The organism is Parasphingorhabdus sp. (assembly GCF_036963805.1).
Classification (GTDB): domain Bacteria; phylum Pseudomonadota; class Alphaproteobacteria; order Sphingomonadales; family Sphingomonadaceae; genus Parasphingorhabdus.
In genome coordinates this window covers 187,839-210,460 of record NZ_JBALUN010000001.1, presented here as the reverse complement: position 1 = coordinate 210,460, position 22,622 = coordinate 187,839, and the positions used below count along the sequence as shown (strand labels likewise).

The following is a 22,622-nucleotide window of genomic DNA, read 5'->3' as shown; positions in this document are numbered from 1 at the left end:
CATGTTCTTGCGGATATAGGACAGACAGTCAAAGACTAAGGGAGTAGCTATACTATGTATCACCCCGACCTGTTGCGGCATCCCGAAAGTTGCCCGTCGCTGGTGCTGAACGCTGATTATACGCCATTATCCTATTATCCATTAAGCCTGTGGCCTTGGCAAACCGCGATTAAGGCAGTGTTTCTGGATCGGGTTGATATTGTTTCCAGCTATGAACGCGAAGTTCATAGCCCCAATCTCGACATGAAAATTCCTTCGGTCATCGCCCTAAAGAAATATGTGAAGCCGTCGGAATATCCCGCATTCACCCGATTCAACCTATTCTTGCGTGACAAATTTTCGTGCCAATATTGCGGCAGTCTTCATAACCTAACTTTTGACCATGTTATCCCGCGCCGTCAGAAAGGGCGTACCACATGGGAGAATGTCGCCACCGCTTGCCTACCGTGCAACCTGAAAAAAGGCGGACGCACCCCTAAAGAGGCCCATATGCAGCTGTCGGCACGACCGATTAAACCGACCAACTGGCAGCTCCAGGAATATGGCCGCGCTTTTCCGCCTAATTTTCTGCATGATACCTGGCATGATTGGCTATACTGGGATGTAGAATTAGAGGGTTGAGCGTACTCCCCCCACCCCTTAATTTCTCTCCCTTCAGCCTGAGATTGCCTTGACCACCTCGTCGTTGCAGTGCAGCATTGCGGCATGAATGATATCAGCCCCAAAGACTCGTCGGCGACACCTGCTCTAGTTGTTCGTCAAAATCCCGATATAAAATATCTCGGCAAGTTGCTGGGGGATGTCATCCGATCGTATGGCGGAGAGGAATTATACCGCCGCACCGAATATATCCGCTCAAACAGTGTCGATCGGCACCGCGGTTTGGCTGATGCCGATGCGATTGACCCCGGCCTTGATGCGCTGACGCTGGACGAGACTACAGCCTTTGTGCGCGGCTTCATGCTCTTTTCATTACTCGCCAATCTTGCGGAGGACCGGCAAGGTGTAGCGGCAGAAGAAGGCGCCAGCGTTGCCGAAGCTATTGCAAAGCTTGCTAGTGAAGGCGTCGACAAAAAAGCGATACTGGCCCTGCTCGACAATGCGCTGATCGCGCCGGTGCTGACCGCCCATCCCACAGAGGTTCGGCGCAAGAGCATGATAGACCATAAATCACGTATTGCCGAATTATTGCTCATGAAAGATACTGGGGCCATTAGTACGCCCGAAGGCGACATGCTTGACGAAGCAATCATGCGGCAAATCGCTTTATTATGGCAAACCCGTCCCCTACGCCGCGAGCGTCTTTTTGTAACCGATGAGGTGCAAATCTCGCAAAGCTATATGCGCGACGTCTTCTTGCCGGTTCTGCCCAAACTTTACGGTAAATGGGAAAAAGTGATCGGTGCACGGCTTCCCAACTTCCTAAAATTGGGAAGTTGGATCGGCGGCGACCGTGACGGCAACCCCTTCGTCGATGCTGATGCGATGCGAGAGGCACTATCACGCGCGGCCGAGACGGTAATCGGCTATTATCTGGCGCGCATTCATGCTTTGGGTGCCGAATTGAGCATCTCGACTGAGCTCGCGGATGTTCCGGACGAAGTGATCACTTTGGCGGAAACCAGCGGCGACAATGCGCCGAGCCGCAAGGATGAACCATATCGCCGGGCACTCTCCGGCATCTATGCACGACTGTCTGCAACTCATTTTAAGCTGTGCGGCCATGTCCCCGGACGTCCCTCCTCCATCATCGCCCAGGCCTATGATAATCCGCAGCAATTGCGGGAGGATCTTGCAACCCTAGCTCATGGACTGCGCTCTGGCGGCAAGGGTGTATTTGCAACTTCAGGAGCTTTGGGGCGGCTTATCCGCACGGTGGAGCTTTTCGGTTTTCACCTCGCCACGCTCGACATGCGCCAAAATAGCCGCATCCATGAACGGGTCATAGCAGAACTGCTCTCGGAGGCAGGCGTAGAGGCTGACTATCTCGCACAGGACGAACAAACTCGCGTCAAAATCCTGCGTCAGGAATTAGCGAATAATCGGCCCTTGGTTAGTCCATGGATCAACTATAGCGAGGAAACGGCCAAGGAGCTGTCCATCCTACGCGCGGCTGCACAAGCACATGATCAATATGGTCCGGAAGTGATCGTGAATTATAATATAAGCAACGGCGAGACTGTCTCCGACATATTGGAAGTCTATGTTCTGTTGATGGAAGCTGGACTGTATCACGCGCCCGCCGACAAAGAAGCTTCGCCGACCTGCCCGATCATGGCCGTACCCTTGTTCGAGACGGTTGCTGACTTAGAGAATGCTCCCCAAGTCATGACCGATTTTTTTGCTCTGCCGGAAATGCAAGCCCTGACCCGCTCTCGCGGCGCTCAAGAAGTGATGATCGGCTATTCTGATAGCAACAAGGATGGCGGCTATCTGACCTCCACTTGGAGCTTGTTCAAGGCTAGCCAGGCATTGACACCCGTATTCGTAAAGGCTGGCGTTAAAATGCAGCTATTCCACGGACGCGGTGGTGCCGTAGGACGCGGAGGCGGCTCTGCTTTTGGCGCGATCAAAGCTCAACCCAAGGGCACGGTAGACGGCCGTATTCGTATTACCGAACAAGGGGAAGTGATTGCCGCCAAATATGGCACGATGGAAGTGGCAGAGACCAATTTGGAAGCGATGACATCAGCGGTCTTGCTCCGTTCTCTCGAACCCGATTCTTCCGACGCAAAAGTTCAGGCCGGTTTTGCCGATGCGATGGATCAGATTTCCCAAACTGCTTTCGCGGAATATCGTGATTTGGTTTATGGCGATGATAGTTTCCGGACCTTCTTTCGCCAAATGACGCCATTAACCGAAATCGCAAAATTGAAAATAGGATCGCGCCCCGCTAGCCGGACCAAAAGCGACAAAATCGAAGATTTACGCGCGATTCCATGGGTATTCAGCTGGGCACAGGCCCGAGTGATGCTGCCTGGCTGGTATGGCGTCGGGCAAGCGCTGGTCGCTTTTGATGATGTCGAAAAGCTAAAAGACATGGCAAAAATCTGGCCATTTTTTCAATCCAGCCTATCCAATATGGAAATGGTATTGGCCAAATCTGACATGGGCATTGCGGCACGCTATGCTGAACTCGTCGAGGATAAGGGCCTTCGCGATAGCATGTTTGGTCGGATCAAATCCGGCTGGGAACAAACCCGTGATATATTACTGGAAATTACTGATCAGCCGCACCTGCTGGCAAAAAACCCATCCTTGTTTAATAGCATTGAACTGCGCCTTCCCTATATCGAACCACTCAACCATTTACAGATTGAGCTAATGAAACGCCTACGCGCCGGTGAAGAGGATCCCAGAATTGGGGAAGGAATACAATTGTCGCTAAACGCCATTGCGACCGCACTCCGGAACAGCGGATGAGTTTCCTGTATAAAATGTGATCCGAGCTACAAAGCCTAGCTCAGAGCGACTAAATGTTAAACCACCGCCTTCGCGCTCAATAAGGCCGTGCGCAATCGCTAGCCCAAGGCCCGTGCCTTGCTTGCTGCGCGCTGTGTCCACTTTGGTAAAGGGCTTACAAAAATGCTCTGTCATTGCAGGATCAAACCCGGCCCCCTGATCGATAATTTCGATGACCAGTTCAGCCGGACCCTTGCGCGCGCGCAATGAAACAGGCGGCACCCCATAGCGCCCGGCATTTTCGAGCAGGTTTTTTATCGCACGTCTGATCGCAAACGGACGCAGCATAAAGGTAAGATCAGGCTCGGCATCGATTGAAACATCTGCCATCCCCGCATCTTGCGCTGCTGTGGCCAGCAAATCGCAGAGGTAGACAGGCTGCGGCGCTTCGTCGCCACCGGAGCGGGCATAGTCTAGAAACTGACCGAGCATATGGTCAATCTGTTCTATCTGCCGGTGGGCGCTTTCGCGTAAAACCTCATCATCGTGGGGCATCATTTCAACCGACAAACGCAGACGGGCCAGCGGAGTGCGCAGATCGTGACTAACTCCTGCAAGCATCATCGTACGTTCCTGTTCATGCGTATCAATGCGGTTCGCCATGTCATTAAACGCATGGGCAACATCAGTGATTTCCTGCGGCCCATCAATGATGATACGCGGCGGGCTTGATCCCGGAACATAAGATGCGACACCCCGTACCAATGCGCGGAGCGGGCGATCAAGCCGCCTTTGCAACAATAGCCCGCCAGCAACCGCCACCAAAAATGCAATTAACATAGCGATAAAAAGACTGAGCAGCGGCCCCGCAATGCGCGGCGGCGTGATATTGACCCAATAGGGCTCCCCGCCAAGATCAACCTCCATCCACAAATGCCGTTCGGCATCCGTCCGCCATTGGATTGCGTCTTGCGAGCTAAGCCGCTGCGCCAAGGCACGCATGAACATCCGCTCAAGGAAATTGGGAAATGCCCGCCCGTCAGCGCCGGGAGGATCGCTTGCACGGCGCAGGCTAATGCTTGCATCGTCATTGATATTTTGCACAATACGCGCGCGTTCGGCCGGGGGCTGGTCTTGCATGACCAACGAAACGGTGTTGAGCATATGCGCGGAAATATCGGCAACCCTTATAGTTTGCGGACGAAGCACCAGAACGAGCACCATCGCGCCCGCCAGCAATTGCCCCGCCAAAACGACGCCAACCAGCAAACGGATGTTGCGGCGTAGCAGGCTGTTTTTCATAACCCGCACCTTTTCATGGCTCACTGCCATTGGCCAGCACATAGCCGGTCCCCCAAACTGTGCGGACATAACGCGGCGATTGCGGATCATCACCCAGCGCCTTGCGCAGCCTGCCAATTTGCACATCAATCGCACGGTCTGTCACCTCGGCATCGCGGCCCATCGCCCGGTCGATAAGCTGCGCTCTGCTAAGCGGCCTGCCCGGACTGCGCGCAAGCGCCGCCAGCAAGGCAAATTCGCGGTAGGATAAAGTGAGTGCCTGCCCCCCGCGCGCAACCGACATGGCAGAGAAGTTGATCGAGAACGGACCGATTTCAACAAGCTCATCACGCCCCATGGCACGATCAGGGTCAAGCCGGCGGAGCACCGCCGCGATGCGGGCAACCAATTCTCGCGGCGTGAAGGGTTTGGCAAGATAATCATCCGCGCCCATTTCCAGCCCCAATATCCGGTCTACCGGATCCCCCTTTGCGGTGAGCATGATGACGGGGACTGTTTCGCCAGCGGCACGCAACCGCCGACATATGGACAGCCCACCCTCCCCGGGCATCATCAGATCAAGCACGATCAGATCAGGTGGTTCGCGCTCCAGCGCCTTGTCCAGCATCACGCCGTTTTCCGCTGTGCGGACCTGAAACCCATGCTCGCCAAGGAAACGCTGCAATAATGCACGCAGTTCTTGGTCATCATCGACCACAAGGATGGAAAGTTGCTTTTTGCTCATAATGCCTACTTGCCATGCAGCCGCATTCGCTACCAGTATGGAATATGTGACAAACTGTGACAACAGGGCGCCCACGTCACTATTTGCAACATAGTCCCACTTTCACGACATCACCATGTTGCATTTTCTTGTCAGAACAGTCTTCACCGGACGGACACTACTATCCCCTCCCACTGTCCGCCGGATTGTTTTGAAAGGATTTAAGCATGAAAAATTCAAAGAAAATTATCATCGGCATATTGGCGTCTTCCTTGGTAATGGCAACTGGTGCCGCCGAAGCACGATCAGGTGTAATCAAAGCGCGCGGCGCTAATGGCGGCGTAACGGCGGCCAAGGGCCCCAATGGTGGCAGCGCCGTTCGTGCCCGCGGTACACGGCAAAATACGGACGGATCAGTCACCCGGGCCAGCGGCGGTGCCTATCGCACGCCTAATGGTGGGACGTCCGTGCGCGGCAGCAACACGACAGTTAATCCCGATGGCAGCGCGGCCCGCAACAGCGGCTATGCCGCTAGTGGAGCGCGCGGAAGCGTGAACAGCGACAGTGCGGTCGCACGCGACGCAAATGGGAATTGGAGCGGTGGTCGTACGACCTCGGCAACCAATGCGACCACCGGCAATAGCTATCAGGGATCGACAACGATCGACCCCGCAACAGGAAAGCCCGTGCATAGCGGTAGTTGCGCCGATGCTTCGGGTGCGGTCATCGCTTGCCCGCGATAATACGCACCCTCGCGGAGCCATGTTCCCCCGACATGGCTCCGCGAAACTTTCGAAAAGGATGAAGACATGAAGATAACTGTTCAATATATAGCCGCTTTGGCCTTTATCACGGTTGCAACGCCGTCATTGGCCCAGCCCAATTTCGATCAATTTGCGGCCCGGATGATGGAAGCCGACGCAAACGGAGATAACCAGATTTCTCGTGAAGAAATGTCGGTCTGGCGCAAAACGCAATGGGCAAAAATGGACCGCGATCATGACGGCTATTTCAGCAAAGAAGATCTGCCCCGATTTGCGCGTGCGAAATGGGACAATGGCCGCCCTTTAGAAATGCGCAAAATATATGATCACAATCATGATGGACGTATCAGCCGCGCGGAATTCATAAACAGTCCCATGGCCATGTTCGACCGGGCAGACAGCAACAACGATAACGTCGTAACCCGGTCAGAAATCGAGCTTGCTGCTGCAACCATCAAATCGTTGCGGCAAGGAAGATAATGCCATGGAATTTATGTTTCAACGACCCTGGCTTGCGCTAATTTTTGTCGCGCTTGGTGTCGTTGAATATCTCTGGCGCAAACACGCCACTGTGCGTGGGTATGATCGGGGTGAGGTCATGGCAAGCCTAGGTATCGCCTTAGGACAAGCAGTGATCAAACCACTTTCGGCTGTTGTGATATTGGCTGTAATGTCGCTGTTCGGGCGCATAACGCCGTGGCAATTTCCTGTCGATGACTGGCGGACATGGGTCGTTGGTTTTGTCGTTCTGGAATTCACTTATTACTGGTTCCACCGCACAAGTCACCGCGTGCGCTGGCTTTGGGCGACCCATGCGGTGCACCATAGCGCAACGCAGATGGTGCTGCCTGCCGCAATCCGCTTAGGCTGGACGGGGCTGATTTCCGGCGGCTGGCTATTTTTTGCTGCGCTGGTCCTTGTGGGTTTTCCACCGATCGTTGTGGTAACGCTTAACGGTATCAACCTTGCCTATCAATATGTCCTGCATACCGAAGCCATCAGGCATTTAGGTCCATTGGAATGGGTACTGAACACGCCGTCGCACCACCGCGCCCATCATAGCCGCGAAACCCAATGGCTTGATTGCAATTTTGGCGGAGTATTGATTGTTTTCGACCGGATATTCGGGACATTTGTGGCCGAACCCCGGGGCCGGAAGCTTGATTACGGGCTGGTGCATGGCGAGCATTCAAACAATCCATTTCGTATCGCCTTTAGTGAATGGCGGCGGCTCTTTGCCGATCTTAAACAAGAAAAGCATTGGCGAGAGCGGTGGAGAATTATATCCGGTCCACCGGCATGAGGGCTCTTTTTGCTTTGGCAAGTATTTGATCTGTTTGCGTCGGTACGATTTAGCGTGGATCGAGCTTGACCGGGCCGATCCGTAGCAGGAACTCAACCGCCCCAGTGGCAGGTCTCTAACACTGCGCTACGCGATTCATCGAGAAGATAGCGTCGCCCGGCTAGCCTTACAACTGAGCCGGAAATTCTGGCAACTGCGATTGCAATGAGATCATGTGGATCGTGACCAAATTACACCGGAAATCCATGTGGGATCAAGAAATAGGCAGGGCGGTACGATAGACGATTGGCCTCAAACCAAAGCTGGTTGTAACTTGAGATACGCCATCAATTCGCGTCAATTTTTGACGTAAAAAATCCTCAAAATGAGCAAGTGATGATACCAGAACACGCAACTGATAATCAGCCTCCCCGGTCATAAGATAACATTCCATAACTTCTTGAAAATCTGCGATGGTATTTTCAAATTCTTCTAGATGACGGTCGTCCTGCCCTCCGAGCCTTACCCTTACGAAAGCAGTGACAGAAAGACCCAAAGATTCAGGATTTACAAGTGCGGTATAGCGCTCGATCGCTCCGGTACTTTCTAATACTCTGATGCGACGCAAACAGGGGCTGGGCGATAATCCAACACGTTCAGATAACTCATAATTAGTTGCACGGCCATTTTCTTGAAGCGCAATCAATATACGGCGATCAATATCATCAATGTTATAATTAAGCATAAATTACTCTTTTTCAGAAAAAAATTGGCATAATATGCCAAATTGCTACCTCTAATTCATTCACAACGCAATTACATTCCTGCGTATTTATTCTACAAAATGCTTAAAACTGAGGGATACATGATGACTATAGACACTATAAGTTCAGCTGATACGCAGGATGAAAACAGACAGAATATCGTCAAAAAACTCGAAGCGTTAGACACCCGTCTACGTTGGCTTTCATCTTGGACAGTGCACAACGCGAACAACCTTCGGCCAAAACGCGACGGCTTGAAAGTGGGCGGCCATCAAGCAAGTTGTTCCTCAATGACTGCGATAATGGCGGCGCTTTACTTTTATGGGCTTCGTCCGAATGACAAGGTTGCAGTAAAACCCCATGCGGGTCCGTTACTCCATGCAATTCATTATTTACTGGGCAATCAGAGCCTCGATAAATTACGGCGCTTTCGCGCCTTCGGAGGCGTTCAAAGCTATCCATCGCGTACTAAAGACAGCATCCCTGTCGATTTCTCTACGGGCTCCGTCGGATTAGGTGTCGCGATCACCGCCTTCAGTAGCTTGGTACAAGATTATCTGATTGCACATGGTCAGCTGGCCGCACAGGATGGCGGGCGGATGATAGCATTGATGGGCGACGCCGAGCTTGATGAAGGTAACATCTATGAATGCCTTATAGAAGGCTACAAACATGACATTCGCAATTGTTGGTGGATTGTTGATTATAACCGACAGTCACTTGATAGTACTACAGCAGATCGAATGTTTTCCCGTTTTGATGATATTTTTGAAACTTGTGGCTGGCGAGTGTTAAACCTCAAATATGGCAAGCGGCAGCTTGCAGCTTTCGCGCGCCCGGGCGGCAAGGCACTACAACATTGGATAGACAATTGTCCTAACGCGGATTTTGCAGCACTCACCTATCAAGGTGGTGAGGCCTGGCGCATACGTTTGATGGCGGATATCGGTAACAAGTCAGGGGTTAAAAAACTTATAGAAAGCTACAACGATATTGCCCTCGCTGATATCATGACCAACTTAGGTGGTCACTGCATCGAGACCCTAATGGATGCGTTCGACAGCGCACAGGATGAAACACCAACAATTTTCATTGCCTATACTGTGAAGGGCTATGGCCTACCGTTGGCTGGGCACAAAGACAATCATTCCGGCATGCTGAACACGCCGCAAATCGAAGGGCTGCGCGATTCTTTAGGCATCGCTGAAGGAACAGAATGGGAGCCGTGGAGCGGACTGGGGGCGAATATGGCAGCTCAACTGCAAGCTTTTATTCAAAACTCTCCGCTCACAAAAAAGAAAGCAGAAAAGCCAGGCCCTATAATCCCTGTTCCCGATCGGCTTCCTGTACCCGACAATGCAGAACAATCCACGCAAGCAGCCTTTGGGCGAATTTTGCTGCACCTCTCCAAATCAGGAGCCAAAATTGCAGATCATATCGTTACCACTGCCCCCGATGTAACACAGACCACCAATCTCGGCGCATTTGTCAATCAACGCGGCCTATTTCGTCGACGTGAACTTATCGATGTTTTCCAAAAGGCGAAAATTCCCTCAGCTCAAAAATGGGCCGCGCATGAAGCGGGACAGCATATTGAGCTTGGTATTGCCGAAAACAACTTCTTCTTGATGCTTGCCTCGCTAGGCTTGGCTTCTCCCCACTTTGGAACACGCCTAATTCCCGTAGGAACAGTATATGACCCCTTTATTGCACGCGGGCTCGATGCGCTTAACTATGGCTGCTATATGGATTCGCGCTTCTTACTTGTCGGCACGCCTTCGGGCCTAACGCTAGCCGCAGAAGGTGGTGCGCATCAATCGATAAACACGCCGCTGATCGGGATGGGGCAACCGAATCTCGATTATTATGAGCCGGCTTTTGCAGATGAAGTTGCCCTGATGATGGCGCATGCATTTCGCCATCTGCAAGCTCCAGACGGATCGTCAGTATATCTTCGATTAAGCACCCGTTCCATCTCCCAGATAGTGCGCGAGGATGAGGCATGGGAAGTTAATGCCCTAAAAGGAGGTTATTGGTTACGCGAACCGGCCCCCGGCGCCGAAGCGGCCATTATTTTCACCGGTGTAGTCGCGCCGGAAGCACTTGCCGCCTTCGATACTTTAGCGGAAGATATACCGGGATTAGGGTTATTGAATGTGACCTCCCCTGACCTTCTCCATCGCGACTGGTCGGCGCAGCGGGCGGCTCGGTGGGAAAACAAGCGTGCCGAACCCTGTCATGCGGAAACGTTACTTTCACGACTTTCCCCATCCGCCGGTTTGGTAACTATATTGGACGGATCACCTGCTGCGCTATCATGGCTCGGCGCTGTTTCAGGCATGCGCGTCAGCCCACTTGGAACAGACCGCTTTGGTCAAACCGGTGATTTATCTGATCTATATCGCACATACCGGCTCGATAGCGATGCGATTATCGACGCTGCTGCGGAACTTTTTATAGGAAATTAATATGGCCATACAATTGAAAATGCCTGCTCTTTCCCCAACCATGGAGAAAGGCACGCTTGCCAAATGGCTTGTAGAGGCGGGAGATGCCATCAAGCCGGGCGACATGATTGCTGAGATCGAGACCGACAAAGCAACCATGGAATTTGAAGCGATCGATGAAGGTATTATTGCTGAGTTGTTAATAGCAGAGGGCACCGACGATGTCATGGTCGGTACCGTTATCGCGCGGTTAGCCGAAGAAGGGGACGTCGTAGACACGGCAATTATTCGGGAAGAAGATTTAAAACCTGCTTCAAAAGAAAATTTGCCTGAACCGATGAGCGTTGCAACATCAACATCAGGCATAGCGAATATCTCCGTTGAGCATAAGCCGCTGATAATTGATGAGAATATAAAAATATCTCCTTTGGCAAACCGTATCGCGGCCATCCGGAAAATTTCTGTCTCGAATATAAAGGGCAGCGGCCCAAATGGCCGTATTGTAAAGGCCGATTTATCCTTGCCTGACATATTATCCTTGCCTGACATATCAGCCAATACCCCCTCGCTCCACGTAACTTCATCGGCCCCTACTTATGATCCCCCTGCCGATGTTCCCTTCGAGCTAGTTAAGTTGACGTCCATGCGAAAAACAATCGCCCGCCGACTAACCGAATCTAAACAACAAATCCCCCATTTTTACCTTACAATTCGCTGCTGTCTCGACAGGCTGATTAAACAACGTAGCGAGCTTAATGGCAGGCTAGAATCGCGAGGCATAAAATTATCCATCAATGACCTGCTCATCAAAGCACTAGCGATCGCTATGACCGAAGTACCGGAAATAAATGTCCAATTCAACGAGGAACATATCTACCAGTTTAAGCGTGTAGATATCTCAATGGCAGTGGCAATTGATGGCGGTCTGGTTACTCCAATAATCCGTAACGCCAGTGGAATTTCTCTTTCCGCACTGGCTTTGCAGAGCAAGGAACTGGCGGGAAAAGCCCGTTCCGGAAAGTTACAGCCAGAAGATTATCACGGCGGTACTGCATCAATATCCAATTTAGGCATGTTCGGAATCGACGAAATGTTTCCTGTGATTAATCCACCGCAAGCGCTCATCATGGGAATTGGCGCAGGGATAGAGCAGCCTTGGAGAGTCGACGGAGAAATTGGCCTTGCGACCATTATGGCCGCTACTGCAAGCTTCGATCACCGGGCTATTAATGGCTCCACCGCTGCGCAATTTATGGCGGCATTTCGTGATATAGTTGAAAACCCAATACGGATGCTAATATAATGCCGAACAGTTCTGATTTGCTGTGATAGGCTCTTCGGCCTAACCAAAATATCCGGTTCACACCGAAGCCCCTTTTTATTTGCTCTTACTTTTCGCGCCGTGGCCGATCTCTTCTTCCGGTGGAGCCACGCGATCGAGATGTGATAAGGCGGTCAAAAGCGCGCTATTGTCAGGTTTTTCGAGCGTCCCGACATAGCGCCCGCCGCGCATCACGGGGCGGTATCGGCCCATGCGGATGCGCTGAAACACCGTTTCTAGTGTGACCTTTGGCGGGGGTGTATTTTGCACGCCCAATATGGAGTCCCACGCCGCAACAAAACTTTCCGCCCCCGGCTTGCGGCGCAGCCGATAGGCACTCTCCCGGCTCTTCCCCACCCGCGCCGCCGCCTGCTTGACCCCGCGCGTTTCGGCGAGATAGCCCAGAAACTCCGCCTGCCGCAGCGGCGTCCACCCATCATGCCGCGCGCGCAGCTCAACGGGAGTAAAGGCGGGAATGCGCGAGACACGACGGTTCTGGACAGCGGCACTGCGCGGGTCGGATTTGGGATGTGGGTTGTTTTTCATGGCGCGGATTAAGGCATAAAGCGGCGCGTGTAGGAAAGCGGTTTTTTGGTGTGTTGGGAAAACGCGCGGTGACGGGCCCAGATTAATATCTGTGATAGGGCTCGCACGCGATGCCGTCATTATCTCCGTCCATACCTTCGCGATAGCCCGGATCGCCGCGATAAAGCGGCGCTTTTCCGGCTGCGCGCACTTCGTTGCACCCCGAATAAAATACCGAGCGTTCAACCGCCTTCGGTTCTTCAACCGGCGCCGTATAGCGCGGAGCAGAAAGCGTATAGACGCCGCTAAAAGTCAAGGCTGCCAGCGGCAACACGGTTTTTAACAAGAAATAGTCTTTCAGCATGGGATGAATATTGGTGATTGGGAATTAAAATACAGTAAAAGCGAGAATTGACAGAAACGGTCACCCCCACCCCATTCGTCATCCTGAACTTGTTTCAGGATCCAAATAGCGCAACCCTAAACCCATGAGCTTCCAACCCACCGTCTATATCGTCACCAACAGGCCCAACGGTACGCCCTATATCGGTGTAACTTCGAACTTAATGCAACGCATCCATCAGCATCGCGAAGGCGTAGTCCCCGGCTTCACCCAGAAATACCGGCTGAAGCGGCTGGTCTATTTCGAACAGCTCGGCACAATGGAATTGGCCATTACGCGAGAGAAGCAATTGAAAAATTGGCACCGACCATGGAAGATCAATTTGATCGAAGCCGCCAATCCCCAATGGCGCGATCTCGCCGAGGATTTGGGGTTTACGCCGCTCGGATAACAGAAAACGGCCCCAAAACTCGTCGTCCTGAACTACCACCTCGTCATCCTGAATTTATTTCAGGATCTATCCCCAAACAACGCACCAAACCCAAGAGATCCTGAAACAAGTTCAGGATGACGAAGGAAGGGGAAAACAATGCACTATCAGCGAAATTCTACTCAAAGGCTAGAGGACGATGAAGCACCAATCCTAGGAATAATTTGTAGCCCCGGTACTTTTTCTGAACCTTCGCCACCGCCTTTAGTGTAGCCTGTTTCTTGTGGTGAAAAAATACACGATGCCGCGTGGCTTAAAACTATATCAGAACTTGCAGCATCAGAAGTAGCCTCAGCTAATGCCGTAAAAGTTGCGAGTGCATTTTGACGATGCTTATTTACTATTCTGTTATGCTCATGTGAAAGAAAATTGCGTGAGAAAAGAACAACAATGTAGGTGATTACGCCAAAAATTAGAACTTTACTAACTGCGAGTTGAAAAGCCCCATATTCTCCCGTCAAGGTTCCCGGAATATTGTGTATAAATAGCGAAGCGATTGCATAAAGTCCTAATACAAGCGAGGCCCACATTGTCCTTTTCATCCAAATACGTGACTGTGTCGCGTGGTCATCCGCTTCATTTTTGAAGTGAATTGCCTGCTTGCCGACCCCCTGTTCAGCGGCAACATTCCGAATTTCCTGCAGGGTTGTTTCGGCAGCCTCGTTGTGGCTATTCAATTCGCTCATCAGTGTGGTCGCATTGGTTGTCGTGTCATCGAAAGCTTTTTTGGCCTGTTGAGCTAATGCTGCGTAGTCTTGGGACCGAGCTGCCGCAAATGAGATTAAGGGCAAAAGTTGATTGAACACTTTTTGATATTTATTTTTCAGACTTTCAACGAGCGCTGTTTGCGCTTCATCCACGCTTGGAGTTGCGTGAGCAACATCAAATTCCAAGAAGCTGCTTAGAAGCTTGTGGAAATCATCGGCAGTGTTTTTTATAATATCTAGTTGTTGTTCCGGAAAAAACTCGAGATGCTCGGCGGATAGAATCTGAAAAAGATTCACAATTTTCTGCGCTGGATCAGCCACGCCTCGAAAAGCGTATTTTCCTAACTCTTCGCTTCGTATTAAGCTGTTAACGTCAAAACTTTGAACTCGCTTCAAAGAGTTTTGAGCCTGAGTTAAGGCAGAGTCATCAATTTTGGAAATGTCTACCACTACCCCCTACTCCGCAGCAACCCCAGCCTGTTCAAACATATCTTCGCCATCTTCATCATTATTCGGCGCTTCGATGCCGATGATCTTCTTGCCTTTGCGCTGGTCAAAGCTGGTCCAGACTTCGTTCCAGTCGCCTTTGGTCGCGCCCTTGGAATATTCGGTGGAGCGGGTTTCGAAGAAGTTGGCGTGCTCGACACCGTTGAGCAGCGGCGCGAGCCATGGCAGCGGGTGGTCTTCGACCATATAGATGGGTTGGAAGCCAAGCTGTGCCAGACGCCAGTCGGCGATATAGCGGATATAGCGCTTAATTTCTTTGGCGGTCATGCCGGTGACCGGACCGTCGCTGAACGCCAGATCGATAAACGCATCTTCCAGCCGCACGGTTTTCTGGCAGCAGTCGATAATATCTTCCTTGACCGATTTGGTCAGGCAGTCGCGTTCCTGTACAAAGGTGTGGAACATTTTGATAATGCCTTCGCAGTGAAGGCTTTCATCGCGGATTGACCAGGTGACGATCTGCCCCATGCCCTTCATCTTGTTGAAGCGCGGGAAGTTCATCAGCATCGCAAAGCTGGCGAAGAGTTGCAGCCCTTCGGTAAAGCCGCCGAACATCGCCAGCGTCTTGGCAATATCTTCGTCATTATCAACGCCGAATGTGCCCATATAATCATGCTTGTCCTTCATCGCTTCATATTCGAGGAACATCGAATATTCGGATTCGGGCATGCCGATCGTATCGAGCAGATGCGAATAAGCGGCGATGTGGACGGTTTCCATATTGGAGAACGCAGTCAGCATCATCTTGATTTCGGTCGGTTTGAACACACGGCCATATTTGTCGTGATAGCAATCCTGCACCTCGACGTCGGCCTGCGTAAAGAAGCGGAAGATTTGCGTGAGCAGGTTGCGCTCGTGATCGGTCAGCTTTTGCGCCCAATCGCGGCAATCCTCGCCCAAGGGCACTTCTTCCGGCATCCAGTGGATCTGTTGCTGACGCTTCCAGAAATCATAGGCCCATGGATACTCAAAGGGCTTATAGGTTTTGCGTGCTTCCAGAAGTGACATTTTACGAACTCCGCTTTTCAAACTAACTCCTCGCCCGTTCAGGGGTGAGGAAATATTGCGCCTTTAATAACTGAAGAAAATAGCCTCCTCCCAAAAGGAGCGAAAGGGAGGAGGCAGTGGGAAAACTCCCTACTTATTGACAGGCCAGACATTCATCATAGTCGGTGGTGCCGGCCGTCGTCATCAATTCAACCTTTTTCGGGTCGAGCGTATTGTCCGCTTCAACGCCGCCAGCAACGGCTTCTTCGTTATTGGCAAAGCCGGCCCGCTGGATCGATTTGCTACGCAGATAATAGAGCGATTTAATGCCCAGTTCCCATGCGCGGTAGTGCAGCATCAGCAAGTCCCATTTATCGACATCCGCCGGAATGAACAGGTTCAGCGACTGTGCCTGATCAATATAGGGGGTGCGATCCGCCGCGAGTTCCAGCAGCCAGCGCTGGTCAATCTCGAAGCTGGTTTTATAGGTGTCTTTCTCCTCGGCAGAGAGGAAATCAAGATGCTGGACGCTGCCGCCTTTTTCAAGGATCGAGTTCCAGACATTATTGCTGTCTTTGGATTTCTCCGCGAGCAATTTTTCCAGATGCGGGTTCTTGACGACAAAGCTGCCCGAGAGCGTTTTATGCGTATAGATATTCGCCGGGATCGGTTCGATACAGGCAGACGCGCCGCCGCAAATGATCGAAATCGACGCGGTGGGTGCAATGGCCATTTTGCAGCTGAAGCGCTCCATCACGCCCTGATCCGCAGCATCGGGACACGGTCCGCGTTCATGGGCCAGCATCATGCTGGCCTCAGAAGCTTTGGCTGAAATATGCTTGAAGATCTTCATATTCCACGATTTTGCCAGTGCACTTTCGAAACCAAGTCCGCGTGCTTGCAAGAAGCTGTGATAGCCCATGACGCCAAGGCCAACACTGCGTTCGCGGCTGGCGCTATATTTGGCGCGCGCCATTTCATCGGGTGCGCGGTCAATATAATCCTGCAGGACATTGTCGAGGAAACGCATGATATCTTCGATAACATCCTTGTCCCCGTTCCACTGGTCCCACGTCTCGAGGTTTAGGGAGGACAGGCAACACACTGCCGTCCTGTCCTCACCTAAATGATCGCGACCCGTCGGCAGTGTAATTTCGGAACACAGGTTGGATGTTGATACTTTCAAGCCCAGATCGCGGTGATGCTTGGGCATTGCCCGGTTCACTGTGTCGTTGAAGATAATATAAGGTTCACCGGTGGCGAGACGGGTCTCGACCAGTTTCTGGAACAGCGAGCGCGCATCCACTGTGCCGCGTACCGAACCGTCTTTCGGAGATTTCAGATTAAATTCTGTGCCGTCGCGCACCGCTTCCATAAACTCGTCGGTCAGCAGAACGCCGTGATGGAGGTTGAGAGCTTTACGGTTAAAGTCACCGGAAGGCTTTCTGATTTCAAGAAATTCTTCAATTTCCGGATGGTCCACATCAAGATAGCAAGCCGCAGAACCGCGCCGCAATGACCCCTGCGAAATCGCAAGCGTCAAGCTGTCCATCACCCGCACGAACGGAATAATGCCAGATGTTTTGCCGTTAAGACCAACAGGTTCGCCAATGCCGCGCACGCTGCCCCAATAGGTGCCAATGCCGCCGCCTTTGGACGCCAGCCAGACATTCTCGTTCCAGGTTTTGACAATCCCGCCAAGGCTGTCATCCACGCTGTTCAAATAGCAGGAGATAGGCAGCCCGCGACCGGTACCGCCATTCGACAATACAGGGGTTGCCGGCATGAACCAGAGTTTCGAGATATAGTCATAGAGCCGCTGTGCATGCTCTTGATCATCCGCATAGGCATCGGCCACGCGGGCAAAGAGATCCTGAAAACTTTCATTGGGCAGCAGATAACGGTCTTCCAGTGTTTCTTTACCAAAGTCGGTCAGCAACGCATCGCGGGAATCATCCTGCACGATCTTGAATCGGCGCTTCTCCACGCTGTGGCTGTCGCGTTCGGCTTTCAGCTCTTTCTCGTCATTTTCTTTGGTCGCAGCCGCCTCTGCCTCAGCCTTCTTGCTGATCTCAGGCTCTTTCACCGGACCTTTTTCCGCGCTTTTGATTTTGTCTTTCGGACCATCTAATACTTCAGCGCCCATTTCACTCTCACTCATATCTATATCACTATTCCCGGAATCATCCCGGCTATCTCTAAAATCCATCAAAAGCCCCCAATCAAACTGCAAAGCCAACAACAACAACAACCATCAGGTTGCTGCTACTACGGGCTTTCGTTCGGGCTATATGTTCACGTCTTGTTCGACTCGGACACATCCGCTAGGCCGAAGCCCATAAGCCTAACATTTTTACAGCCCCAACGGGCAATTAATTTTGCCCTAAAAACCCGAAAAACCACTTGCGATTTGACCAAAAGGGAGCCGTCCACCGAGTCGGTGTTACTGACGTGCAATACTATAAGTTGGTGTGCCCCCTTGGCCTAACCACAACCCATAGTGGCTGAATCAAAATTATATGCAAGAGGGTAAATGACATTTTAACGACTCCGTTCATCGCATAAATGAATCGCTTCATCGACGGTCCAATCATGCCATAGTGCCGCGACGCGTGGACCTGCTAAGTCTTCGGCATTACGCAAGAGGGTCTATGAAATTTTACATTAATTTTATCCACAATTCATGCACAGGTGTATGTGAATGATTTATGACACAAGATATGGTGTTGGATCGATTCAACACCATGAAATATTATTTCTGGGATATTGACCTAAATTACGATTAACCTCTCAACCGACCGTTCGCCAGCATGGGCTCGTCTCAAAGGCCGTGCCTGACTAGACAGAATAGGTTCCTTAGCCCATAGCGAGCCCGCTTTCACTAATAGATCATGTCTAGGATATGACCTCAATTTTTAATTAGAAGTAACTCATTATTTATGCGTAGTTTTTTTAAACTCCAATCGCATGACATTGCGATCGACTTGGGTACGGCCAACACACTCATATATCTGCGTGACCGTGGAATCGTACTTAACGAACCATCAGTGGTGGCTCTCGAAACCATAAATGGCGTAACAAAAGTGCGTGCCGTTGGTGCCGACGCAAAGCTGATGATGGGCAAAACGCCTGATAATCTGAAGGTCATTCGTCCACTAAAAGACGGCGTTATCGCCGATCTTGACGTCGCGGAACTGATGATCAAGCATTTCATCCAGAAAGTGCATGAAAAGAAAACCAACCTGCTGCGGCGCTTTGATATCGCGGTTTGCATCCCGTCGGGTTCGACCAATGTTCAGCGCCGCGCCATTCGGGATGCCGCTTCCAATGCAGGCGGCACGAATATTTTCTTTGTAGAAGAACCGATGGCCGCGGCAATCGGCGCCGGTATTAACGTCGCAGAACCGATTGGCGCGATGGTCGTCGATATTGGCGGCGGAACAACCGAAGTCGCGGTGCTGTCCTTACAAGGGCTGGCTTACAGCACGTCGGGCAGAATGGGCGGCGACAAAATTGACGATGCCATTACGTCCCATATTCGCCGCAAACATAATCTCGCGATTGGCGAAACCACGGCCGAAATGGTTAAACATGAAATGGCCAGCGCGATGAGTCCAGTCGATAACGGACGGACCATGCATATTAAAGGCCGTGACCTCGTAAAGGGTATGCCGCGGAAAATCGTCATAACCGAAGCTGAAATTGCTTATGCTATTGCAGAACCAGTGGGTCAGATTATTGACAGTGTTCGCACGGCGCTTGAAAATACGCCTCCAGAACTGGCCGCCGATATTGTCGATCAGGGCATTGTCCTGACCGGAGGCGGCGCGCTTTTGGGCCGGATTGACGAATATATCGCGCAACAGACGGGACTTGCCGTCACGATTGCCGATGATCCGCTGACCTGTGTTGCCAATGGAGCAGGACGGGCCATGGAAGATCCGCTTTATCGAGGGGTGCTGATCCCCGCTTAGGCAGATTTGCACCGGCAAGCGTGCAACTTTGTCGCCAAAGCACACAAAAACTTGCCGACTTTCATCATATCAGCCAAAAGGCATCCGGATCGCACCTATAGACTATTTCCGGAGCCAAAATGACAGTCACTATTAAGACCGCAGACCTGATTGAAAGCGTCGCCGACGCCCTGCAATTTATCTCTTATTATCATCCGATGGATTATATTCGGGCGCTGGGTGAGGCCTATGAGGCGGAAAAGTCTCCGGCCGCCAAAGATGCGATCGCACAAATATTGACCAACAGCCGGATGTGCGCCGAAGGGCACCGTCCGATTTGCCAAGATACCGGAATCGTCAACGTGTTTGTGAAATGGGGCATGGACTGCCGCCTCGATGAAACATCCCAATCGATGCAGGAAATTGTCGATGAAGGCGTAAGACGCGCCTATCTCCACCCCGAAAACAAGTTGCGCGCATCCATTCTTGCCGATCCCGCTTTTACGCGGCGCAATACCAAGGATAATACGCCTAGCGTGCTCCACGTTGAAATGGTTCCCGGCAACACGGTGTCTGTCGATGTTGCAGCCAAAGGCGGCGGATCGGAAAATAAATCCAAATTTAAAATGATGAACCCGAGCGACAATATCGTCGATTGGGTTTTAGACATGATCCCGCAAATGGGCGCTGGCTGGTGCCCGCCCGGCATGCTCGGCATTGGCATTGGCGGCACGGCGGAACGCGCCGTTTTGCTCGCCAAGCAATCCTTGATGGACCCGATTGATATGGGCCAGCTGAAACTGCGCGGCCCGCGTACCGACATCGAAGAAATGCGCATAGAGATTTTCGACAAGGTCAATGCCCTAGGCATCGGCGCGCAGGGACTTGGCGGTTTGTCCACCATCCTTGATGTCAAAATCAACGACTGGCCTTGCCACGCAGCAGGCAAGCCGGTTGCGATGATCCCCAATTGCGCCGCCACCCGCCATGCGCATTTTACATTGGACGGCAGCGGCCCGGCCTATCTCGAAGCCCCAAAGCTCGACGAATGGCCTGACGTGAACTGGACACCATCATCCGAAGCCAAACGCGTCCATCTCGACGAGCTCGACGCCGCAGAAGTGGCGACATGGAAACATGGCGACCGCTTGCTGCTCAACGGCAAGATGCTGACCGGCCGCGATGCCGCGCATAAACGAATCAAGGACATGCTCGACAAGGGCGAAGAGCTGCCCGTCGAATTTAAAGGCCGCGTGATCTATTATGTCGGTCCGGTCGATCCTGTCGGCGAAGAAATCGTCGGTCCCGCTGGCCCGACCACCGCGACGCGGATGGACAGTTTTACCGACATGATGCTGGAACAAGGCTTGCTCGCCATGGTCGGCAAGGCGGAACGCGGTCTCGACACAATCGGATCGATTAAAAAGCATAAAAGCGCCTATCTGATGGCCGTTGGCGGCAGCGCCTATCTGGTGAGCCGCGCGATCAAGGGATCGAAAGTCGTCGGTTTTGAAGATCTGGGCATGGAAGCCATTTACGAATTTGAAGTGCAGGATATGCCGGTCACGGTTGCTGTCGATTCGGACGGACAAAGCGTCCACCATCTTGCGCCTCTGGTATGGCAGGAAAAAATCAAGAAAGAGGGATTGCTGCAACCCGCAGAATGATATGGCCCAGTCCGTCACCCTCTATTCCCCGCTCGATCCGGTTGCGTTGGCGACAAAGTTAAAAGCGGTGATGGAGGTCAATGGGAAACGCACGGACTGGCACGTTCGGGGCAAAGGCACTCAATTTGACATGTCGTTGACCTATATGAAACCCAGTCAGGACTTGGGCACTGAACCGAAATTCAACGCTGTGATGGAAAGCCACGGTGAAGGGACTTTGATAACCGGAAAATTGTCGCAGAGCAAAATAGCGATCCCGTTCTGGGTATATTGGTTCGTCGGTGTGGGGGTATTTTACCTGTTTGCGCTGTCCTTATGGTTTTTAGACACGCCGCTATTGGCCAGATTGATATTCCTGAGCTTTCCCACGTTCATGTTCTTCATTGGCCTTCGTATAGCGGCACATTCCAGAAAACAGATTCGCGAAGACCCCGGTACGCCGCAACATATACTCGACTTTCTAGCCGAAACCGTCGACGCGCGGCCCATTTGAACATTCCCATCTGGATTCCTGCCACGTTGCTGGCCGCCCTGTTTTTAGCGTGGCGCATGGCGATACAGCAACGCATTCGCGCGGAAATGTCGGTCAACGCCGCCGCCCTGTCGCGCTTTTTCTTCGGCTGGCCAATCGCTGGTGCCCTGCTGGCAGGATATATGCTCGCCACCGGACGGACCGCCCTGCCCCCGCTTGAGTCAGGTTTCTGGATCTATGCCTTTGCTGCAGGATTTGCCCAGATGCTCGGCACGAATTTGATCATCATGTCCTTTGGCTATCGCAATCTTGTCAGCGGCACGGCCTATATGAAGGTAGAGACATTAATCGTCGCCCTTCTCGGCTGGTTGATCCTTGGCGAAACACTCGCACCTCTGGCATGGCTCGGTATCGCCATTGCCTTTGTCGGAATCTTGTCAGTTTCGGTCGAGGGCGGCGCCAAAGGTTTATGGCGCTGGCTACGCGGCCTGCGCCAACCGGCAGCATTAACGGGGCTTGGCGCAGGGTTTCTCTTCGCCCTGACAGCAATTTTTATCAAGCAATCAGCCAATGCCATAGTCGATATCGAGCGCACTTATGCGGGCTTGATCGTGCTTACGGCCGTCCTCGGTTATCAAGCGTTGATGCAAGGCACCTATGTCATCTTACGCGAACCCGACCAGTTTCGGGCCATGCTGGTCCGCTGGCGAGTGACCGCACAAGTGGGTCTGCTAGCCGCGACCGCTTCGGCAGGCTGGTTCATTGCCTATGCCCATGCGCCCGTTGCTCTGGTCGGAATATTAGGACAGACGCAGATATTATATACGCTGGGCTTTGGGCGTTTCTATCTGAAAGAACCGCTTGGCCGCAGCGAGCTCATCGGCATAATACTGGTAGGGATCGGCGTAATCATGGCAATGGCGTCCAGCCTCTGATCGATCTTTGTCAATATATCGGCGGAGATAAATGACAAATGTTGCAATAGG

General features: G+C 52.1%; 20 protein-coding genes. 12 read left to right on the top strand and 8 right to left on the bottom strand.

Features of this window, described 5'->3' with window-relative positions; translation table 11 throughout:
* The first annotated feature begins 54 nt into the window (after positions 1-54).
* Both V7676_RS01035 and ppc read left to right on the top strand, forming a co-directional pair.
* On the top strand, positions 55-621 hold the full coding sequence (locus V7676_RS01035) for an HNH endonuclease (RefSeq protein ID WP_335657802.1): 567 nt from the start codon (positions 55-57) through the stop codon (positions 619-621).
* An 84-nt stretch (positions 622-705) separates the two neighbouring features.
* Positions 706-3,423: a phosphoenolpyruvate carboxylase gene (gene ppc, locus V7676_RS01030; RefSeq protein WP_335657801.1), complete on the top strand. Its 2,718-nt coding sequence runs from the start codon at positions 706-708 to the stop codon at positions 3,421-3,423.
* Here the strand turns inward: ppc and V7676_RS01025 are convergent.
* Together V7676_RS01025 and V7676_RS01020 are read right to left on the bottom strand one after the other, a co-directional pair.
* Complete coding sequence (locus tag V7676_RS01025; protein WP_335657800.1) at positions 3,385-4,704, bottom strand: ATP-binding protein; 1,320 nt, start codon at positions 4,702-4,704, stop codon at positions 3,385-3,387. The two genes, ppc and V7676_RS01025, sit on opposite strands and share 39 nt — an antisense overlap.
* 13 nt (positions 4,705-4,717) lie before the next feature.
* Positions 4,718-5,428: a response regulator gene (locus tag V7676_RS01020; protein ID WP_335657799.1), complete on the bottom strand. Its 711-nt coding sequence runs from the start codon at positions 5,426-5,428 to the stop codon at positions 4,718-4,720.
* Between the two features lie 206 nt (positions 5,429-5,634).
* On the opposite strand from V7676_RS01020, the gene V7676_RS01015 reads away from it, so the two are divergent.
* From V7676_RS01015 to V7676_RS01005, 3 genes are all read left to right on the top strand, one after another.
* A complete protein-coding gene (locus V7676_RS01015; RefSeq protein ID WP_335657798.1) occupies positions 5,635-6,150 on the top strand; it encodes a hypothetical protein in 516 nt (171 codons plus the stop codon).
* A gap of 66 nt (positions 6,151-6,216) precedes the next feature.
* Entirely contained in the window at positions 6,217-6,651 is a 435-nt protein-coding gene (locus V7676_RS01010; RefSeq protein ID WP_335657797.1) for an EF-hand domain-containing protein, read from the top strand.
* A gap of 4 nt (positions 6,652-6,655) precedes the next feature.
* Positions 6,656-7,474: a sterol desaturase family protein gene (locus V7676_RS01005; protein ID WP_335657796.1), complete on the top strand. Its 819-nt coding sequence runs from the start codon at positions 6,656-6,658 to the stop codon at positions 7,472-7,474.
* A 253-nt stretch (positions 7,475-7,727) separates the two neighbouring features.
* Here V7676_RS01005 and V7676_RS01000 read toward each other — a convergent pair whose 3' ends face one another.
* Positions 7,728-8,198, bottom strand: a complete 471-nt coding sequence (locus V7676_RS01000) for an Lrp/AsnC family transcriptional regulator (RefSeq protein WP_335657795.1) — start codon at positions 8,196-8,198, stop codon at positions 7,728-7,730.
* A gap of 309 nt (positions 8,199-8,507) precedes the next feature.
* Between V7676_RS01000 and V7676_RS00995 the strand changes: the two genes are divergently transcribed.
* Both V7676_RS00995 and V7676_RS00990 read left to right on the top strand, forming a co-directional pair.
* Entirely contained in the window at positions 8,508-10,685 is a 2,178-nt protein-coding gene (locus V7676_RS00995; RefSeq protein WP_335657794.1) for a transketolase, read from the top strand.
* A 1-nt stretch (position 10,686) separates the two neighbouring features.
* A complete protein-coding gene (locus V7676_RS00990) occupies positions 10,687-11,967 on the top strand; it encodes a dihydrolipoamide acetyltransferase family protein (protein WP_335657793.1) in 1,281 nt (426 codons plus the stop codon).
* Positions 11,968-12,042: 75 nt separating this feature from the next.
* Here V7676_RS00990 and V7676_RS00985 read toward each other — a convergent pair whose 3' ends face one another.
* Both V7676_RS00985 and V7676_RS00980 read right to left on the bottom strand, forming a co-directional pair.
* Positions 12,043-12,531, bottom strand: coding sequence for a hypothetical protein (locus V7676_RS00985; protein WP_335657792.1), 489 nt, complete (start codon positions 12,529-12,531; stop codon positions 12,043-12,045).
* Positions 12,532-12,613: 82 nt separating this feature from the next.
* A complete protein-coding gene (locus tag V7676_RS00980; RefSeq protein ID WP_335657791.1) occupies positions 12,614-12,874 on the bottom strand; it encodes an excalibur calcium-binding domain-containing protein in 261 nt (86 codons plus the stop codon).
* A 124-nt stretch (positions 12,875-12,998) separates the two neighbouring features.
* Here V7676_RS00980 and V7676_RS00975 point away from each other — a divergent pair, with 124 nt between their 5' ends.
* Positions 12,999-13,304 carry a GIY-YIG nuclease family protein gene (locus V7676_RS00975; RefSeq protein ID WP_335657790.1) on the top strand — a complete coding sequence of 102 codons (306 nt, stop codon included), beginning with the start codon at positions 12,999-13,001 and terminating at the stop codon, positions 13,302-13,304.
* 161 nt (positions 13,305-13,465) lie between these two features.
* On the opposite strand, the gene V7676_RS00970 is transcribed toward V7676_RS00975, so the two are convergent.
* From V7676_RS00970 to V7676_RS00960, 3 genes are all read right to left on the bottom strand, one after another.
* Positions 13,466-14,500 (bottom strand): hypothetical protein, encoded by a 1,035-nt coding sequence (locus V7676_RS00970; protein ID WP_335657789.1) that lies wholly within the window; start codon positions 14,498-14,500, stop codon positions 13,466-13,468.
* A 6-nt stretch (positions 14,501-14,506) separates the two neighbouring features.
* Positions 14,507-15,565 carry a ribonucleotide-diphosphate reductase subunit beta gene (locus V7676_RS00965; protein ID WP_335657788.1) on the bottom strand — a complete coding sequence of 353 codons (1,059 nt, stop codon included), beginning with the start codon at positions 15,563-15,565 and terminating at the stop codon, positions 14,507-14,509.
* Positions 15,566-15,698: 133 nt separating this feature from the next.
* Positions 15,699-17,753 (bottom strand): ribonucleoside-diphosphate reductase subunit alpha, encoded by a 2,055-nt coding sequence (locus tag V7676_RS00960; RefSeq protein ID WP_335657787.1) that lies wholly within the window; start codon positions 17,751-17,753, stop codon positions 15,699-15,701.
* Between the two features lie 730 nt (positions 17,754-18,483).
* Between V7676_RS00960 and V7676_RS00955 the strand changes: the two genes are divergently transcribed.
* The 4 genes from V7676_RS00955 (at position 18,484) to V7676_RS00940 (ending at position 22,571) form a co-directional block, all read left to right on the top strand.
* Positions 18,484-19,518 (top strand): rod shape-determining protein, encoded by a 1,035-nt coding sequence (locus V7676_RS00955; RefSeq protein WP_335657786.1) that lies wholly within the window; start codon positions 18,484-18,486, stop codon positions 19,516-19,518.
* A 119-nt stretch (positions 19,519-19,637) separates the two neighbouring features.
* Positions 19,638-21,164, top strand: a complete 1,527-nt coding sequence (locus tag V7676_RS00950) for a fumarate hydratase (protein WP_335657785.1) — start codon at positions 19,638-19,640, stop codon at positions 21,162-21,164.
* A gap of 1 nt (position 21,165) precedes the next feature.
* A complete protein-coding gene (locus tag V7676_RS00945) occupies positions 21,166-21,657 on the top strand; it encodes a hypothetical protein (RefSeq protein ID WP_335657784.1) in 492 nt (163 codons plus the stop codon).
* Positions 21,654-22,571: a DMT family transporter gene (locus V7676_RS00940; RefSeq protein WP_335657783.1), complete on the top strand. Its 918-nt coding sequence runs from the start codon at positions 21,654-21,656 to the stop codon at positions 22,569-22,571. The genes V7676_RS00945 and V7676_RS00940 overlap by 4 nt, the downstream gene beginning before the upstream one ends.
* Positions 22,572-22,622 lie beyond the last annotated feature (51 nt).